This is a genomic window from Cupriavidus sp. FW306-01-F10A (assembly GCF_058782785.1).
The window spans coordinates 93,610-111,642 of sequence record NZ_JBYSYA010000009.1; the positions used below are offsets into that span (position 1 = coordinate 93,610).

General features: G+C 64.7%; 18 protein-coding genes. 12 read left to right on the forward strand and 6 right to left on the reverse strand.

Annotation, left to right across the window (positions count from 1 at the left end; genetic code table 11):
* The first annotated feature begins 8 nt into the window (after positions 1 to 8).
* The 4 genes from AC3WLF_RS15330 (at position 9) to AC3WLF_RS15345 (ending at position 4,405) form a co-directional block, all read left to right on the forward strand.
* A complete protein-coding gene (locus AC3WLF_RS15330; protein ID WP_492321140.1) occupies positions 9 to 1,205 on the forward strand; it encodes a CaiB/BaiF CoA transferase family protein in 1,197 nt (398 codons plus the stop codon).
* 73 nt (positions 1,206 to 1,278) lie between these two features.
* Positions 1,279 to 2,661 (forward strand): MmgE/PrpD family protein, encoded by a 1,383-nt coding sequence (locus AC3WLF_RS15335; protein ID WP_492321139.1) that lies wholly within the window; start codon positions 1,279 to 1,281, stop codon positions 2,659 to 2,661.
* Between the two features lie 10 nt (positions 2,662 to 2,671).
* The gene (locus AC3WLF_RS15340) at positions 2,672 to 3,496 is read left to right on the forward strand and encodes an HpcH/HpaI aldolase/citrate lyase family protein (protein ID WP_492321138.1); all 825 of its coding nucleotides are present in this window, start codon (positions 2,672 to 2,674) and stop codon (positions 3,494 to 3,496) included.
* Between the two features lie 42 nt (positions 3,497 to 3,538).
* Positions 3,539 to 4,405, forward strand: coding sequence for an HTD2 family dehydratase (locus AC3WLF_RS15345; protein WP_492321137.1), 867 nt, complete (start codon positions 3,539 to 3,541; stop codon positions 4,403 to 4,405).
* A 180-nt stretch (positions 4,406 to 4,585) separates the two neighbouring features.
* Here AC3WLF_RS15345 and AC3WLF_RS15350 read toward each other — a convergent pair whose 3' ends face one another.
* Positions 4,586 to 5,257, reverse strand: a complete 672-nt coding sequence (locus tag AC3WLF_RS15350; RefSeq protein WP_492321136.1) for a GntR family transcriptional regulator — start codon at positions 5,255 to 5,257, stop codon at positions 4,586 to 4,588.
* A 360-nt stretch (positions 5,258 to 5,617) separates the two neighbouring features.
* On the opposite strand from AC3WLF_RS15350, the gene AC3WLF_RS15355 reads away from it, so the two are divergent.
* The 7 genes from AC3WLF_RS15355 (at position 5,618) to AC3WLF_RS15385 (ending at position 12,184) form a co-directional block, all read left to right on the forward strand.
* On the forward strand, positions 5,618 to 6,967 hold the full coding sequence (locus AC3WLF_RS15355; RefSeq protein WP_492321135.1) for an MFS transporter: 1,350 nt from the start codon (positions 5,618 to 5,620) through the stop codon (positions 6,965 to 6,967).
* Between the two features lie 29 nt (positions 6,968 to 6,996).
* Entirely contained in the window at positions 6,997 to 7,791 is a 795-nt protein-coding gene (locus AC3WLF_RS15360) for a citryl-CoA lyase (protein ID WP_492321134.1), read from the forward strand.
* Positions 7,788 to 8,990, forward strand: a complete 1,203-nt coding sequence (locus AC3WLF_RS15365) for a CaiB/BaiF CoA transferase family protein (protein WP_492358452.1) — start codon at positions 7,788 to 7,790, stop codon at positions 8,988 to 8,990. The genes AC3WLF_RS15360 and AC3WLF_RS15365 overlap by 4 nt, the downstream gene beginning before the upstream one ends.
* On the forward strand, positions 8,987 to 9,469 hold the full coding sequence (locus AC3WLF_RS15370) for an Lrp/AsnC family transcriptional regulator (RefSeq protein WP_492321132.1): 483 nt from the start codon (positions 8,987 to 8,989) through the stop codon (positions 9,467 to 9,469). Before AC3WLF_RS15365 ends, AC3WLF_RS15370 begins: the two co-directional genes overlap by 4 nt.
* Before the next feature lie 202 nt (positions 9,470 to 9,671).
* A complete protein-coding gene (locus tag AC3WLF_RS15375; protein ID WP_492358453.1) occupies positions 9,672 to 10,655 on the forward strand; it encodes a Bug family tripartite tricarboxylate transporter substrate binding protein in 984 nt (327 codons plus the stop codon).
* A gap of 78 nt (positions 10,656 to 10,733) precedes the next feature.
* Complete coding sequence (gene rraA, locus AC3WLF_RS15380) at positions 10,734 to 11,234, forward strand: ribonuclease E activity regulator RraA (protein WP_492358454.1); 501 nt, start codon at positions 10,734 to 10,736, stop codon at positions 11,232 to 11,234.
* Between the two features lie 95 nt (positions 11,235 to 11,329).
* Positions 11,330 to 12,184, forward strand: a complete 855-nt coding sequence (locus tag AC3WLF_RS15385) for a helix-turn-helix domain-containing protein (protein ID WP_492358455.1) — start codon at positions 11,330 to 11,332, stop codon at positions 12,182 to 12,184.
* 76 nt (positions 12,185 to 12,260) lie between these two features.
* On the opposite strand, the gene AC3WLF_RS15390 is transcribed toward AC3WLF_RS15385, so the two are convergent.
* From AC3WLF_RS15390 to AC3WLF_RS15410, 5 genes are all read right to left on the reverse strand, one after another.
* Positions 12,261 to 12,881: a glutathione S-transferase family protein gene (locus tag AC3WLF_RS15390; protein WP_492321128.1), complete on the reverse strand. Its 621-nt coding sequence runs from the start codon at positions 12,879 to 12,881 to the stop codon at positions 12,261 to 12,263.
* Between the two features lie 30 nt (positions 12,882 to 12,911).
* A complete protein-coding gene (locus AC3WLF_RS15395; protein ID WP_492358456.1) occupies positions 12,912 to 13,382 on the reverse strand; it encodes a GlcG/HbpS family heme-binding protein in 471 nt (156 codons plus the stop codon).
* A gap of 35 nt (positions 13,383 to 13,417) precedes the next feature.
* On the reverse strand, positions 13,418 to 14,674 hold the full coding sequence (locus AC3WLF_RS15400) for an MFS transporter (RefSeq protein WP_492358457.1): 1,257 nt from the start codon (positions 14,672 to 14,674) through the stop codon (positions 13,418 to 13,420).
* Between the two features lie 23 nt (positions 14,675 to 14,697).
* Positions 14,698 to 15,933 carry an acetamidase/formamidase family protein gene (locus AC3WLF_RS15405; RefSeq protein WP_492358458.1) on the reverse strand — a complete coding sequence of 412 codons (1,236 nt, stop codon included), beginning with the start codon at positions 15,931 to 15,933 and terminating at the stop codon, positions 14,698 to 14,700.
* 181 nt (positions 15,934 to 16,114) lie between these two features.
* Positions 16,115 to 16,675 (reverse strand): cupin domain-containing protein, encoded by a 561-nt coding sequence (locus tag AC3WLF_RS15410; RefSeq protein ID WP_492321125.1) that lies wholly within the window; start codon positions 16,673 to 16,675, stop codon positions 16,115 to 16,117.
* Between the two features lie 341 nt (positions 16,676 to 17,016).
* On the opposite strand from AC3WLF_RS15410, the gene AC3WLF_RS15415 reads away from it, so the two are divergent.
* Entirely contained in the window at positions 17,017 to 17,955 is a 939-nt protein-coding gene (locus tag AC3WLF_RS15415; RefSeq protein ID WP_492358459.1) for a fumarylacetoacetate hydrolase family protein, read from the forward strand.
* Positions 17,956 to 18,033 lie beyond the last annotated feature (78 nt).

Sequence of the window (18,033 nt, forward strand, 5' to 3'; positions counted from 1 at the left end):
GGCTTTCCATGTCCCAATCCCCCCAAGGCATCCGCCCGCTCGACGGCGTCCGCGTGGTGTCGCTCGAACACGCGGTGGCCGCTCCCTTCGCCACGCGCCAGCTGGCCGACCTGGGCGCCCGCGTCATCAAGATCGAGCGCCCCGGCGCCGGCGACTTCGCGCGCGGCTATGACCAGTCGGTGCACGGCCAGGCCTCGTACTTCGTCTGGCTCAACCGGGGCAAGGAAAGCCTGACGCTGGACCTGAAGGACAACGAGGCGCAGACCATCCTGCACCGCCTGCTGGCCGATGCCGACGTGCTGGTGCAGAACCTGGCGCCCGGCGCCGCCGCCCGCATGGGCCTGGACTTCGACAGCCTGCATGGCAAGTACGAGAAGCTGATCGTCTGCGACATCTCCGGCTATGGCGACTCGGGCCCCTATCGCGACAAGAAGGCCTATGACCTGCTGATCCAGGCCGCCGCCGGCCTGGTGGGCCTCACCGGCGGCCCGAACGAGCCGTCGCGCGCCGGCGTTTCGATCGCCGACATCGCGGCCGGCATGTATGCCTACAGCGGCATCCTCTCGGCGCTGCTGCAGCGCGGCCGCACCGGCAGGGGCCTGCGCGTGCAGGTGACCATGTTCGAGGCGATGGCCGAATGGATGAACCAGGTTCTCTATTTCGGCCACTATGGCGGCAAGCCGCCGGCTCGCTTCGGCGCGTCGCATCCGACCATCGCCCCGTATGGCGTGCATCGCACCGGCAATGGCAGCGTGATCTTCAGCGTGCAGAACGAACGCGAGTTCGCCAGTTTCTGCGAGGTCGTGCTCGGCAATCGGGAACTGGCACAGGACGAGCGCTTTTCCAGCAATACCGCCCGCGTGCGCAACCGCCCCGAACTCACCGCCCTCATCGAAGAACGTTTTGCGTCGCTGACGGTGGAGCAGGCCGAGGCGCTGCTGGACCAGGCGCAGATCGCCAATGCTCCGATGAACGACATCGAAGGCGTATGGAACCATCCGCAACTGCAAGCGCGCCAGCGCTGGCGCGAAGTCGCCACCCCGGGCGGCCCCATCGATGCGCTGCTGCCGCCCGCCAACCTGTCCGGCGTGGAGCCGGTGATGGGCGACGTACCGGCGCTGGGCGCGCACAGCCGCAAGATCCTCGCCGAACTCGGCTATGCCGACAGCGACATCGCCGCGCTGGCGGACAAACAGACTATCTGAGCCAATACCGGCGCCCGGGCAAACCGGGCGCTCCCTTCTTTCTGCAAGCACCTGTTCAATTTCCGGAGCCGGCATGAGCCAAGCCGCAGACACCACTTACCCCACCCGCCAGCTTTGCGATTTCCTGGCCAACCTCAAGCTGTCCGACGTGCCCGCGCCCGTGATCGAGCGCGCCAAGGACCTGTTCCTTGACTGGATCGCCTCGGCCATCGCGGGCAAGGACGCCCCGGCCGTGCGCCGCATCCAGGAGTTTGCCGCCGCGATGGGGCCGACGCAGGGCGCGGCCGAAGTGCTGGTGGACCGCCGCCGCACCTCGCCCTACTTCGCCGCGCTGATCAACGGCGCTTCGTCGCACGTGGTCGAGCAGGATGACGTGCACAACGGCTCGGTGCTGCACCCGGCCGCCGTGGTGTTCCCTGCCGTGGTCGCCGCCGCGCAGGCCGAAGGCAAGACTGGCGCCGAGGTGCTGCTGGCCTCCATCGCCGGTTATGAAGCCGGCATCCGCATCGGCGAATTCATGGGCCGTTCGCACTACCGCGTGTTCCACACCACCGGCACGGTGGGCACCCTAGCCGCCGCCGCGGCCGTGGCCAAGCTCTACGGCCTGGATGCCGAAGGCATCAACCAGGCTCTGGGCTCGGCCGGCACGCAGGCCGCGGGCCTGTGGGAATTCCTGCGCGACGCCGCCGACTCCAAGCAGCTGCATACCGCCAAGGCCGCGGCCGATGGCCTGCAGTCGGCCTGGCTCGCGCGCGCCGGCTTCACCGGCGCCAGGCAGATCCTGGAAGGCGCGCAGGGCATGGCCGCCGGCATGTCCAGCGATGCCAATCCCGCCTGCCTGACCGACGGCCTGGGCACGCGCTGGGCCACCGCCGAGACCTCGTTCAAGTTCTTCGCCTCATGCCGCCACACGCACCCGGCCGCCGATGCGCTCAAGGCGCTGATGCAGCGCGAAGGCATCGGCGCCGACCAGGTCGCCAGCGTCACCACGCACGTGCACCAGGGCGCCATCGATGTGCTCGGCCCGGTGGTCAACCCCACCACCATCCACCAGGCCAAGTTCTCGATGGGCACGGTGCTGGGGCTGGTGGCCGTGCACGGCCATGCGGGCCTGGGCGAGTTCGAGCAGCATGCGCTGCAGGACCCGAAGGTGACCGCCTTCCGCGGCAAGGTCGGCATGGAACTGGATGCCGAGATCAACGCCGCCTACCCGCGCCAGTGGATCGGCCGCGTCACCGTCACGACCACCGACGGCCGCACACTGGCGGCGCGCGTCGACGTGCCCAAGGGCGATCCCGACAACACCCTGTCGCGCCCGGATCTGGAAGCCAAGGCGCTGCAGCTGGGCGCGTTCCGCCACGGCGCGAGCGAGGCCGAGATGCGCACCATCATCCAGCGCGTGTGGGCGCTGGAGCAGGCCCCGAACGTCAACGACTGGCTGCCCGCCGCAGGCTGAGAGCCAAGACATGACCACTGCAGTCACCTACCTGTTCGTGCCGGGCGACCGGCCGGAACGCTTTGACAAGGCCGCGGCCGCCGGCCCCGATGTGATGATCCTGGACCTCGAGGACGCGGTCCATCCGGACGCCAAGCCCGCCGCGCGCGAAGCCATCGCCGAGTGGCTGGCCGGGCGGCCCGCGGCCAACGCCTTTGTCCGCCTCAACGACAGCGCCTCGCCATCCTTTGCCGCCGACCTGGCCTGGCTGCGCGCGCTGCCGCCGGGCACCGCGCTGGCCGGCCTGCTGGTGCCCAAGGCAGAAGATGCCGCCGCGCTGGCCACCATCGCGCAGGCCCTGCATGCGATCAACCCGCAGGGCGAACTGGTCGCGATCATCGAAACCGCGCTGGGCCTGCATCAGATCGATGCCGTGGCCACGGCCCCCGGCGTGGCACGCCTTGCCTTCGGCTCGCTCGACTATGCAGTCGACCTGGGCTGCAGCCATACGCGCGACGCGCTCGCCTTTGCGCGCGCCCGCATCGTGCTGGCCTCACGCGTGGCCGGCCTGCCACCGCCGGTCGACGGCGTGACCACCGCACTGAAAGACGAAGCCGTGCTGGCCAGCGATGTTGCCTATGCGCGCGAACTCGGCTTTGCCGGCAAGCTCTGCATCCACCCGGCCCAGCTGGGCGCGGCGCGCGCAGGCTTCCTGCCCAGCCCCGAGCAGCTCGACTGGGCCCGCCGCGTGCTGGAAGCTACCGCCAGCGGCAGCCATGCGGTGCAGGTCGATGGCAAGATGGTCGACCGGCCCGTGATCGAGCAGGCCCGCCGGCTGCTGGCACTGGCGCAATAACCGGCCGCCCGACCACCTTCACGCATTACAAGGCTTATTGTCATGACTGACGCCACTCCTGAACTCGAACGCCTGCGCGGCTGGATCGGCCGCAGCGAAGCGCGCACCGAAACGCTGTCGCCGGAACCGGTGATCGGCCTCGCCGCCACCTTCGACCTCGACCCCGAGGCCGTCGCCGCCGGCCCGCTGCCGCCGCTGTGGCACTGGCTCTACTTCCTGCCGCGCGCGCCGCAGCGTGAACTGGGACGCGACGGCCATCCCACCCTCGGCGGCTTCATGCCGCCGGTGCCGCTGCCGCGCCGCATGTGGGCCGGCAGCGAGCTGAGCTTCAGCCATCCGCTGCATATCGGCGATACCGTCACGCGCACCTCCACCATCAAGGACGTGCAGTACAAGACCGGGCGCACCGGCGAGCTGTGGTTTGTCGCCGTCGATCACGAGCTGACCGTCAACGGCAAGACCGCGGTCAACGAGCGCCACGATATCGTCTACCGCGCCATGCCCGACCCGTCCAGGCCGCAGCCGCCGCGCCCGCGCCTGGAGCAGGCCGCGCAGTGGCAGCGCACGCTGCAGGCAGACCCGGTGATGCTGTTCCGCTACTCGGCACTGACCTTCAACGGCCATCGCATCCACTATGACCGCCAGTACACGCGCGAGGTCGAGGGCTACCCCGGCCTGGTGGTGCACGGGCCGATGCAGGCCATGCTGATGCTGGACCTGGTGGCGCGCGAGCAACCGCAGGCGCGCGTGCGCCGCTTTGGCTTCCGCGGCCTGGCCCCGCTGTTCGACCAGGACATCATCACCGTCGGCGGCGCGGCCGATCCGGCGCAGCCTGGCCGGCTGGTGCTGTGGACGGGGGACGATGCCGGCGGTCAGGCGATGCAGGGTTGGGCGGAAGTGGAAGGTTAAGAGCGCCGCCGGTTTGCTCTCCGGTCCCCCCTCTCCGATCGGGAGCGGGGTGCAAACCAGCAGCGCCGGAAACAACAGCATGTCAAGGCATGCCCTAGGTTGACCCCTTCTTGCAGCTTCCAGGGCCGAGCAGGCTGAGGCCATGGACGCCTGACGGAGCCTGAATCGGCGACAGCTGGTTCAGGGCCTGAAGGTGTCGGCTGGCATGCGGTCCACGAAATCGCTCGCGCGCCTGAGGTGTTCGCGCATCAGTTGGGCAGACTTGTCGGCATCGCCGCTGACGATGGCCTGGGCGATGAGGCGGTGCTCGCTGACCGACTCCTGCAGCGCCTCGCCTTGGATGGCATTGCCGAGCTGGAACATGAGCATCGGCAGTTGCAGGCGTCCGATGAAATCGGTGAGTTGCGCATTCCCGCATTCATCGGCGATGGCCTGGTGAAAGCGCCTGTTCTCCTCGAAGTAGGCCGCCGGGCTCATTGCATGGTGATCTTCCCAGATCGCCTGGGTCGCCTGCAGGAAACGTTCGCGCACGCATGCCTCGTTCATGCGGCCGGCCGCGCGGCGCGCCGCCAGTGCCTCAAGCTCCGCGCGCACCTCGAACAGCTCCCGTATTTCGGTGTGCGAGTAGCGCCTGACCATCGTGGTCTGATTCGGAATGCTCTCCACCAGGCCTTCAGCCGACAGCCGGCGGAAAGACTCGCGCACGGGACCGCGGCTGACGCCAAGCTCGCGCGTCAGATCGGCTTCGACCAGGCGCTGGCCCGGCACGAAGCGCCCGCTCAGGATGGCCTGCCTCAGGCTGTCGACGACATATTCGAGCGTGCTGCGTGGCGGGGCGGATGGATTGGTCATTTCAGGTGCTCTCCTCGCGATTACGCTGATTTTACCGCACCAATTCGTACATTATTGTCCTACATATTGATAGGGCACTCTTCACAAAAGTGATGAGCAAACTGCAATAGTGTCTTCAGCGGCATTCCCATATGTTGCCTTTCTGAGGCCAAATAGCCGCCAATCCCAGAGCTTCCCAAGCCCGATCAGGACTAACCCTCATTGGCATCGCCTCGATAGCTACACTATTGTCCTACAAAATAGTCGAACAAAAAGACGACGGCTGAATGTGGAACTGGCATGCGCCGTAAAAGCGCATCCGATAAGCGACAGGGCGCCGATGCACACGCATCCCCCGACCCATAACGAATGGAGACTGCAATGGCCGTGAGCATTCAGCAAACGCCGATCGACGCCACCTTGCCCGATCTTGAGAAGCGCACTTATGACAAGGTGTTCTGGCGGACAGTGCCGCTGTTCTTTGTCTGCTACGTGATCTCGTACCTCGACCGCGTCAATATCGGCTTCGCCAAGCTGCAGATGCTCGGCGACCTGGACCTGAGCAACAACGTCTATGCGCTCGCGGCAAGCATGCTTTTCTGGGGCTATGTGCTCTTTGAAATGCCGAGCAACCTGATCCTGCACCGGGTCGGCGCGCGGCGCTGGATTTCGCGGATCATGATCAGCTGGGGTTGCGTCTCGGTTTCGATGATGTATATCGAGCCGCTGGCCGCGGTGTTCCACACCAGCTCGGCAACCATGTTCTATGTGCTGCGCTTCCTGCTGGGCGTTTGCGAAGCCGGCTTCTTCCCCGGCGTGGTGCTCTACCTGAACCAGTGGTTTCCCTCGCACAAGCAGAATCGCGTGCTGGCCGGCTTCATGTTCGCGCTGCCGCTGAGCCTTTGCATCGGCGGACCGGTATCGGGTTGGATCTTGCAGAACATGCATGACACGCTCGGGCACCGCGGCTGGCAATGGATGCTGCTGGTCGAGGGCCTGCCCGCAGTGATCCTGGGCATCGTGGTGCTGGCTTGCCTGACGGACTCGGTCGACAAGGCGCGCTGGCTCAACGCCGACGAGAAGGCGCTGATCAAGCGCAACCTCGCCACGGAAAACGCGCACAAGACCCACAATTTCGGCGCCGCCCTGAAAAGCCCCGTGATCTGGCTGCTGTGCGCGATCCTGCTGACCATGAACACGGGCTTCTACGGCCTGTCGTTCTGGCTGCCTTCCATCATCCAGGCCACCGGGCTCAAGAACGTCTATCACGTCGGCCTGCTTTCAGCGCTGCCCTACGTGGTCGCGGGCGTGGTCCTGGTGGCCAATGCGATGCACTCGAATCGAACCGGCGAACGCCGCCTGCACGCCGCGATTCCGGCGGCCTGCGCCGGCATCGGCCTGATCCTGAGCGCGGCCTGCGCCGAACAGCTGGGCCCGTCCCTGCTGCTGATCTCAGTCGCCGCGGCAGGGATCCTCGGCGTGACGCCGCTGTTCTGGATCTTCGCGGGGCGCGCCCTCACCGGCGCCGCTGCCGCGGCGGGGCTGGCCATGATCAATTCGGTCGGCAGCCTGGCCGGCATCACCGGCGCCATGATCACCAATGTCGCCAAGAACGTGACCGGCAACATGAACAGCGGCACCTATGTGCTCGGTGCATGCCTGCTGCTGTGCTGCCTGCTGATCCTGCTGTTGCCGCGCGCCATCGTGTCGGCCGATGCGCCGAAGTCCTAGTGTCCTGAGAATTCAATACGGAGAAGTTGATGGAAGAACAGAAGCTGCAATCGGACATGGGCTGGAGCACGGCCGATCGCATCACGGTGCGCGGCCTGGATCTGTGCCAGGACGTACTGGGCAAGATCGCACTCGGTGACTTTGCCTTTCTCGAAGTCACCGGCAGAAGGCCGAGCGCGGCCGAGTCGACCGTGTTCAACGCCATTCTCGCGGTGCTGGTCGAGCACGGCATGACGCCCTCCGCCATGGTGGCCCGCCTGACCTATCTTGGAGCGCCGGAATCGATGCAGGCCGCCATTGCTGCCGGCCTGTGCGGCATGGGCACGACCTTCGCCGGCACCGCCGAAGGTGCGGCCCGGCTGCTGCAGCAGGTCCGTCCCGTCGGCTCGGCGAGCAGCTATGACGTGGCGGAGACGGCCGCGCGCATCGTGCAGGAGCATCGGCAGCAACGCCTGCCGGTGCCAGGCATCGGCCACCCCGTACACAAGCCGGTCGACCCGCGCGCCGTCGCGCTCTTTGCCATCGCCGAGGAAAACGGTCTGGCCGGGCCCTACGTCGCCCTGATGAAGGCGATCTCGGCTGAAGCCGAGCGCGCCTTCGGCAAGCCAGGCAAATTGCCGGTGAACGCCACCGGGGCGATTGGCGCCATCGCTTCCGAGCTTGGCCTGTCCTGGAAGCTGTGTCGCGGCCTGGCCGTGGTGAGCCGCGCCGTCGGCCTGCTCGGCCATCTGGCCGAGGAAATCGAACACCCGATCGCCAATGCGTTGTGGGTGCGCACCGAGGAAGAGACTTCGTCGCACCTCGTTCCGAAGGAGTCGCAATGAAAGTCCTGCAGAGAATCCGCGTCATCGAGATCGGCCGCTTCATCACCGCGCCGCTTGCCGCCCAGTTGCTGGGCGAGCTCGGGGCCGAGGTGATCAAGATCGAGTCGCCCAAGGTGGTCGACCCGTTCCGCACCTTCGATGGCGGCATGTACGCCGGCCATTTCCAGTCGCACAACCGCAACAAGCGTTCGCTGGTGCTCGACTTCACCACGCCTGAGGGCCGGCAGGTGCTGCAGGAGCTGCTGCTGGACGCGGATGTGCTGCTGCTGAACATGCGCCCCGGCAGCGAAAGCAAGCTGGGCCTGGACGCCGGACACCTGCACCGGCTCAATCCCCGGCTCGTGCATTGCTCGATCACGGGCTTCGGCGCCGACGGGCCCTACGCGCACCGCCCCGCCTTCGACAACGTCGGCCAGGCGCTGTCCGGCTGGATGTCGATGTTCCATCGCGGCACCGATTCACGCGTGCCCGGCCCGCCGGTATCGGACACCATCTCCGGCATCTATGCCTGCATCGGTATCCTTGGCGCGCTGGTCGAGCGCGCCAGCACCGGACGCGGCAGGAAGGTCGAGGTCTCGATGCTGGAGGCGATGATCGCGCTTGCCACGGAACCGCTCGGACAGTTGTCGGCCTATGGCAGCGCGCCGGAATTCTTCAGCCGCGCCTCGAAGTCGCAGTCCTACCTGGTCACGTGCAAATGCGGACGCCGCATCGGGCTGCACTTGTCATCGCCGGACAAGTTCTGGCAGAAGCTGCTCGCCGCCATCGAGCGGCCGGATCTGGCGCAGGCGTATCCCGACCGCCAAAGCCGCGTACACGGCTATGACGCCATCGCCGCCGAGCTGAGCGCAGTCTTTGCCAGCGCCGACCGCGACACCTGGATGGCACGCCTGGAACAACACGACGTACCGGCGGCGCCGGAACTGCGGCTCGACGAGCTGGAAAGCGATGCCCAGGTACGCCATCTCGACATCTTCTATCAGCTCGACCATCCCGACTACGGACCGGTCCGCGCCGCCAACCGCGCCATCCGCTACGACGGGGACAACGCCAGCGGCTTCCGCGCCCCGCCGGCGTTCGGTGAGCACTCAATCGAAATCCTGCGCGAGGCTGGCATTGCCGAGGCCCGCATCGAGCAGCTTCTCGCCTCGCATGCGGTGGTCGACCATCACAGGTCCGGGAGCGGCGACGGCCCATGATCGATCTCGACAAAATCGACCTCAGGATCCTGGCCGAGCTGCAGCGCGACGCCAGCCTCACCAATGTGGAACTGGCCGCGCGCGTCAATCTCTCGCCGTCGCCGTGCCTTGCCCGTGTGCGCCTGCTGAAGCAGTCGGGACTGATCAGCAGGCACGTCACGCTGCTGGATCCCCGCAAGCTTGGCCTCAACGTCAACGTGTTCATCCAGATCACGCTGGAAAAGCAGACCCGCGCCGGTCTGGAATCGTTCGAGCGCGAGGTCTCGGCACTGCCACAGGTCATGGAGTGCTATCTGATGAGCGGCGATTCCGATTACCTGATCCGGGTGATGGTTTCCGAGGTGCAGGCACTGGAGCACTTCATCGTCGACAAGCTGACGCGGCTCGATGGCGTGGCCAGCATCCGGTCGAGTTTCGCGCTCAAGCAGGTGAAGTACCAGACCGCGCTGCCATTGCCGGAGCCCATCGCACAAAGGTAGGGACTGCAGCGGCAATCGCCTGCCCCCTCACATGCACCACAGTGCAGCACATCGTGCCGCCCGAGCCCGGCACCGCGGAATTTTCGCCGGTGCACCCGGTGCATTCGGCCCCGGAACGACACATCATGCTTCGCCCCCATCCGTAGAATGGCCGAAATAAGTGTTTGAAAACACATCCGATGACAAAGCGGCAGGAGACACAATGCGCTACCCGAAGAGTTGCCTCGGCCTGTTAGGAATCAGCGCCGCGATTCTCGCCGGCGTGCCCGCCCAGGCCGCCGCCGATGCATACCCCACCCGCCCCATACGGCTGGTGGTTCCGTTCGTGCCGGGTGGCGTCACCGACGCCACCGCGCGGCTGGTAGCGGACCAATTGGGGCAATCCCTGGGCCAGTCCGTGATCGTCGACAACCGGCCCGGTGCGTCCGGCAATATCGGCGCGGAAGCGGTGGCCAGGTCGAACGCCGACGGCTACACCCTGTTGCTCGGCTTCGACGGCGCGCTCGTGACCGGCACGCACATCACGAAACCGCGCTTCAATGTGCTGACCGACTTTGCACCCATCACCAAGGTCGGTGACGCCACCCTGATCTTCGTGACGAGCCCTTCGGTGCCGGCCAGGGACTTCAAGGACCTGGTCGCCTACGCCGCCACCAGGAAGAGCGCCGGCTTGTCATACGGCAGCTCCGGCACCGGAACCACTTGCCATCTTGCCGGCGAACTCCTCAAGGAGCAGGCCGGCATCAACCTGCAGCACATTGCGTACAAGGGCGGCTCACAGGCGCTGACGGATGTGCTTGGCGGCTCCCTCCCCGTCCTGTGCACCGCCGTCGCCAGCGTGTCCCAGTATGTGAAGAGCGGCCAGGTCCGCGCTATCGCCGTCACCGGTGGCCGCCGTATCGCCTCGCTTCCCGAAGTGCCGACACTGATGGAATCCGGGGTCAGCAACTTCAGCGTCGATTCCTGGGTCGGCATCCTCGCGCCGGCCGGCACCCCAGCCGCAGTGGTCACGCGCTTGCAGCGGGAGATCAGGAAGGTGCTTGAGCAGCCGGAAACCAGGGCCAGGATGCTCGAGCTCGGCATCACCCCGGTCGGCAACACCCCGGATGAATTCGGCAAGCAGATCCGCCTGGACTACACCCGATACGGCGAGGTGGTGAAAAAGGCCGGCATCACGCTCAACTAAGCAGGCGCGGCCAAGAGGGACGGCACTGTACGTCATGCGGCCGCGCGCATTCCTTTGACTTCACACTCTTCTCTCATCATGTTTTCCACCAGCGATCTTTCCGACGAACACCCCGGCACAACCTCTGTCTGCCAGCTGCAGTTCCGCAGCTTCGGCTTGCGCCAGCATTTTTCCGGCCCCTGTGCGACCTTGCGAGTGCAAGAGGATCACCGGCCCGTCTTGCGCCGGCTTTCGGCGCCCGGCGCCGGCCGTGTCCTGGTGGTGGATGTGGGCGGCTCCCTGCGCATCGGCGTCTTTGGCGACCGGCTGGCCGGACTGGCGGCAAGCAATGGCTGGGCCGGACTGGTCATTCATGGCGTGATTCGCGACAGCAAGACCGTCAATGCGATCGACATCGGCGTCAAGGCGCTGGGCACGACCGCCTTGCGCAATGCGGCCGAGCAGCCCGGCGCCGAGGATGACGTCCCGCTGGCCTTCGGCGGCGTCACGTTCACGCCGGGTCAATGGGTGTACTGCGACGCGGATGCCGTGCTAATCAGCCCGGAGGCGATCCGGGCAACGGAGCCGCAAGCCTACTGATCCCTTGGGCTGATGCGGGTGTCGATTCGGTGATCGTAAGCAAGGGAAATTGAATCAACTGGCCTGTGTGATTGACTGGACCAAAAGGAGTAGGGATGGCTGAGAGGCACCCGGCGCAGATTCTGCACGGCGATTTCGGGCGTGCGACGATCAACACGACTGAACAAGCGATCGTCGAGCACGCACATCGTGAATTCAACGTCATCTTCAAGCTCAGCGGCGCGGATACGACGTTACAGTTGGAATCCACCGCGCTGGAGGTGAACGATAGCTCCGTGGTCTTGCTCAATCCATGGGTGGTGCACGCGAAGCATCCCAGCGATCGCGGCCCGACCACGATTCTGTCGCTCTTCCTGAACCCATCCTGGTTGGCGAACGAGTTCAAGGACGCTGCGCCGCATCTGGACCATCTGTTCCCCAATCCACAAGCACCGCTTGTCGATGAGCTGCGGGCAAAAGTGAACCTGCTTGTGGCCGCGATCTCAACGCGGTCGCTGGAGTCGCCAGGGCTATGCGAGGAGCGCCTGAAGGCGCTCGTGGGTACTGTCGTGCGGCAGTATGGGAAGCTCGATGCGGATGGCAGGACGCTAAGGAACACGCGTCCGACCGATCACCGGATCAGGAAGGCGATAGCCTATATCCACGAACATGCGACGGAGAATCCGAAGGTCAGCGAAATTACCCGATCCGCAGGTATTTCCCGTTCACATTTCTTTGCGCAGTTCAGCCGTTGCGTCGGTGTCTCGCCTCGGCACTACATCGACAGCCTGCGTCTGGGCTTTGCAACGCGCTGGCTTGCCACCACGGACAGGCCGCTGATCGACCTGGCCGACGAACTCGGCTTTGGTACCCATAGCAACTTTACGCGCTTCTTCACCAGGCACATGGCGTTGTCACCGAGCGAGTTCCGCCGACGCGCGACCAACCTTGCTTTCCTGGAACGGCAGTAAGGGCAAGCAAGACAGTGGAGATGGGCGGGAAGAGGCGACGGCGGGCACAAAGAAGAAGTGCCGCCGCTGCCCGTAGCTAAACGCGTCTCTTTCCGCTCATCGGCTTGAAGGCGGCCCGCGTGTTGATCCGCGCGTACCACGCTTCCAAGGCAGGAAAGTCAGCGCAGTTCGGCTCCATGATCTTCCAGATGTTGTAGCTAATGGCCATGGCGATGTCGGCTATGGTGAAAGTATCGCCGGCGGTATAGCCGCGCTGCCCAAGCGCGCTATCCAGCAAGCGGAGCAGCGGAATGATTCCCGACCGTGCAGCTTCGATCTCCTCCGGGGAGGGCATCGTGCTTCTCGGCTTGATGACAAGTACGACAAGGGAGCGAATCGCAGGCCACAGATGCGCGCATTGCCAGTCCATCCATTGATCGATGGACGCGCGAACCCGCAAATCGTCGGAGGTCAGTCGCTTGTCAGGGTCCCTGGCGGCCAGATATCGAAGGATCGCGTGGGATTCCCACAAGGCAAAGCCATCGTCCTCTATCGTTGGCACGCGGCCATTCGGATTCCTGGCCAGGTAATCGGGAGAGTCCGTTCCTCCGAACGGTCCCCCGACCTCCTTCAGGACATAGCGGGCCCCGAGCTCCTCGCAGGCCCAGATGACCTTCTGCACGTTGGGTGAGCCCAGGTGCCCCCAGATTGTCAGCATGAATGCTTCCTTATCGGCTGGAGTTCGACCTCAGATCGCTGTCGCTGCGACAACGGATCCACCAATCGATGCGATGGCTTTGGTCAGCATCTCTTCTTCGATCTCGGCTGCGCCACCGCTGGTCCCCATGGCCCCGATCAGCTTCCCATCCATCCAGACCGGCAGTGAACCGATGGCAGGAAGCAACGGTGCCCCATAGCCCAACGACGAGATATTGCCCCACACCATGGGATGGTCGACATAACGCTGGCGCAGCGCCCTGCCCGACTGCCCGCCGGTTGCCACGCAAGCGAAAGCCTTTCCGCGCGCGACTTCCATGGTGATAAAGGGGGCACCATCCATCCGCGCGGCAGCAACAAGATGCCCGGCGCTGTCGACAATCACAAAGCTCAGCGCGGTGCCATGTTCTTCCGCGAGCCGCACTGCCGCATCAAGCGCCTGCCTGGCTTGCTTGTAGCTGATCAGGGCGAGGCTATTGGCGTTCAAACTTTCCGTAGACATTGGCATTTCCATTGTTTCGAGGTGACAAATTCTTCTCACTGCTTGATTGCAGTGCGGAAGGTTGAGGTTCGGCTCAGGAGGAAGACCAGAACGGCGGCCAGTAAGCCTGGCAGGGCGATAGCCGAATAGATGCTGGCCGTGGACCACTGGAATCCAAGCAGCAGCCCGACGCAAACCGGACCAAGCACCGCTCCCGTCTTCCCGAAACCCAGGGACCAGCCCACACCCGTGGCACGGACGCGTTCCGGATAGAGGCTTGCCGACAGCGCCAGCAAACAACCGCCCGCCGCGGAGGAAAAGAAACCCGCAAGGCTTGCCGCGACTGCAACCACGGCAAAACTGTGCGCGAAGGTGCCCAGTATCACCAGCGATGCGGCCGCGGCGATCAGCGCCAGCATCAGCGCCCGTTGCGGAGGAACGTACCTGAGTCCGGCGCCAATCAGGAATGTTCCCGCGACACCGCCCGCATTGAGCAATCCAAGCATCATCGCGGCCATGGGTATGGTCCAGCCGGCCCGTTGCAGCAATGACGGGGTCCAGACACCGACGACGACGAGCAACATCCAGATCATCCAGGACGCGAGCCACAACCACAGCGTGGCGACACCGCGCCCTTCGCCGAACAGCGCCCCGATCGGCGAAACGCGCAATCGGGGGGCGCCATGGTCGCTTGAACCGCGTCGAATCTCCCGAGACTCCGGCAGCAGGAAAACCAGGGCCGGCACGAGCAAAAGCGGCGCCCCACCGCCGAGGAAAAAGATCGCCTGCCACCCAAACTGGGAAAGCGTGACGGAACTCGTAAACGACCCCATCATTCCGCCAATCGGGACAGCTGCCCATAGCATCGTGACCACGCGGGCGCGTAGCGCAGGTGGAGTGAATTCCGATGCCAGGCTGATAAAGAGCGGCGTCACCCCGCCAAGGCCGAGCCCGGCCAGGATGCGAATCGCCACCAGTTCATGGTACGAACCCGCAAGTGCGGTCCCCAGCGAGCTGAAGGCAATAATCAACGTCCCCGCAACCAGCAACCGCTTCCGGCCAAAGCGGTCTCCCAATGCGCTGAAAATCATGGCGCCGATCAGGAACCCGATCTGCGACGCGCTGAAGACCGGACCAAAATCCTTGATATCAATACCGATCGAAGCCGCAATCGCATCGGCGGCGGGCCCGATGGCCTGAGTGTCGAAACCATCCAGAAAGGCCACCAGCCCGCACAGAATGTAGACGTGCCATTGCAGGCGCTGCATGCCGTCCGGCTCAAAAGGCACGACATCGGCTTGCGCAGCCTCCATGTCTTGTCGAAGGGAGACCATGATCACAAGCCCTCAGGACGGAGAGAGCGCGAAATCTGCGCCTGCCGCTCCGCGCTGAATATGCGCTTGGGCAACATGGCTTGAATGACCTTAGGTGACTGGAAGCGATAGTTGCCCTCGGTCTGGTTTGCGTATTGAGTCACCCGGAAACTACCGTCGATACTGCAAAGCGCATAAACATCGTGCCTGGAAAGGCCGGTTGCCGCGCTGATCCACCCGATCGTCTGGCGCAGGGCTGCTGTCAGCGCTTCCTCAAGGGTGGCGCCTGATCCGAGCGCGATCCAATGCGTCGGCGTTTCAGCCACCGGCGCGCTCAGCGCCACTCGCTTGTGCAGCACATATTGAATCCGCAGGTCTTCCATCGCAGACTCAATGCCAGTCTGGTTGACGACACCGTCTCCCTGCGCTGCATTCGAGTCCCCGGTCCACATTTTTGCGCCGGGCACCTGCACCGACACAAACAGCGACGTGCCCTCGACCAGAGCCGGAAGCGAAATGCTGCCCCCATATGCCCCGAGCAACAACGCACTCGTCGGCTTGTCGCCCGCCGGCTGAGCCGCGATCGTGCCTTGAGTCGGCGCCAGCGGTATGCGTACGCCGGGAGAGAATTCAGCAAATCGCCGCTCAGCGTCGAAGCGGAAATAGTGCAAGTACCCCTCCTGGAAATCTCCGGGCAACGCGCCCATGCCCTTGACAGCCGAGTTCCAGCCCCAGTCGATCGGACGCAAACGGATCATCCTGCACTCCACCACATCCCCCGGCACGGCACCTTTGATACTCACTGGCCCGATCATCGATTGAGGGCCCTGGGGATACCGCTTGCGAATCGCGTTGCGCTCGGCCAGGGGCATGCCGAATTTGGCTTCGTTGCCCCAATGCGTCCACGTGTTTGGGTAATGAACCACGTCGCCCGATTCGATCTCCAGCACCGGCTGCGCCGCGGGATCCATCTCGCCAAAGCGCACCGTCTCCGGCGTCGAGGGCAGCGTGTGAACCTTGCCATGCCGGTTCGGGTCAAAAACGCGCGTCCCGTCGCGCCCCCCTTCGCTGGCCGGAGCCGCATGAGCCGTGGCGCCCAGGATCATCGAGGCCCCACCGATACCAGCCAGCTTGAGCAAGCCACGCCGGCTGCAATCAGCTCTGCCATCGCCTGCGAACCGGCGATGTTCATCGTGAGCCGAGCCAACGGCGTCATCGAAATCATTCGCCCGGCCGGTGATGCTCTTCCCTGCAGTCATTTGCCTACCCCCAGTTCTGGTTTCCCGAATCCTGCCGATGTCGGCGGTCGATGAGTACATTAATCGCGGGAGCGCGCCAGCCATTAACCGGTGCGTCGCTTCGCTTTTCAGATCGTCTGAATTTGACGCCTGCCGGCTTCAGCGTCCTGCTGCATCAAGTTGACCGTTACTCGAACCCCGTCTATCCCAGGCGCTGGTTTTCCTGGGCCGAGCGTTCTGTACCGAGCACCACGGCAGCGATCCAGGCCCGCTCCGTCCCGTGGTTCAACCAACGGTGGCGTACCCCGTTCTGAATCACGGTATCTCCCGCGTGCAACACCGTCGCGACACCACTGTCGAGCTCGAGCGTGATTGCTCCACTGAGGACGACGATGAAATCGATCGACGTGGTCGCATGCATGCCTGGCACGTCCGGATCCATCAGTTCCAGCAGGCCTGGAACCTCCCGCTCCATCTCCTCCCTGGCTTTCCCGATGTCGGCCGGGGGCTCGGCAGCCAAGACTTCGCTCATCGGAGGCACGCTGAAGACCGAGAAGTGATATCCGCCCGGCGGGGGAGAGAACTTCGGCGCCTGGGCCAACTCCCCTGCGTTGGGGACTGCAGGTGGCGTTTCCGCCCCGCACAGGGGCACCGTAGTGACGCCGCCCGCAAGCGCCAGCAAGAGCTCGGGCACTTCCACGTCGGAGGCGATCACCGCCTTTCCGTTCAGCAAACCTGTCACCACGCGCCGAATCTTCTTCATCGATCCATCTCCCGGATGTGATGTTTCTGCAAGTGAATGAATTGCATAGCGGGTCTGTCCCCTGGGAAGGGACTCGTTCTTGGTCGGCACAGGGGCGCACCCGCCATCTCGCAATTCAGGCCATGAGAGGCCACGGCAGTCTAGGGCGCGCCTGGCCGCGTTTACCCCTTGTTCAGGAAATTTTCGGACTGGAGGGAAAACCTGCGGGCTATCCGGTCATGTCGATCGGCCGATGGCCGCTTAGGCTGGGACCCCATACGAGGTGTGCAGGAACAGCGAGGAGACAAGAGTGAATCCGCCTATCTCATTTCGATTTCAACCCTGAAGAACCGGACCCGAACATGAAGATCATTGCTTATGCGGAAGGCAGCGCCACCGCGCTTGGTGTCGTCACCAGCCCGACGCATTTCGTCGCCGTTGCCGATGTCGCACCGGAACTGCCCGCAAGCCTTATCGCGATCCTGGAACTGGAGCACGGACTTGCGCGCCTGCGCGAGGCGGCGCAAGGCGCACAGGGAGATCGCGCGCTGGCGTCGGTCAGGCTCAAACCGTTCCTCGACCGCCCGAATGCCATGTGGGCGCTTGCCCTGAACTTCAAGAGCCATGTTGCGGAGACGGGTCTTCAGACCAACGCCGACTACCCTCATCTCTTCCTGCGGATGCCAGCGTCCTACGTCGGCTCGGGCGAAGCGCTCGTCGCCCCGCCCGAATCCATCGCGCGTGCGTTCGACTACGAGGGTGAGCTGGCCGTGATCATCGGCAAGCCCGGACGCTACATCCCCGTGCAACGCGCGATGGAGCACGTGGCGGGATACACCTGCCTCAACGAAGGCTCTGTCCGCGAGTATCAGGTGCACAACCGTCAGTTCGGCCTCGGCAAGAACTTCGGAGCATCGGGATCGTACGGGCCGTGGCTGATGACCAGCGACGAGTTCGGCGATCCGGCAAAACACACGGTGCTGACCCGGATCAATGGTGTCGTGCGCCAACGCGCGCCGCTCGACGACATGCTGATTGACGTCGCCAGGGTGATCAGCTACCTGAGCCAGGGCTACAACCTGCGGCCTGGCGACCTGATTGCGATGGGTACGCCCGGCGCACTCAAACCGCAGCCGGACGACGTCGAAGGCCGGGATATGTCCCGTCAATACGGCCTGTTCAAGGTGCCCGGCCTTGTACACATGCGGCCGGGCGACCAGGTCGAGGTGGAGATCGACGGACTGGGGATCCTGCGCAACCCGGTAGTTCGTGACGAGTCTTTTCACGGTGGTACGCAGTAGCAGCGAGAAACAGGCACTAACGAGCGATACCCGGGTCCGCAAACGGCCACCTGATTCCCCACGATGCATGGAACCCGT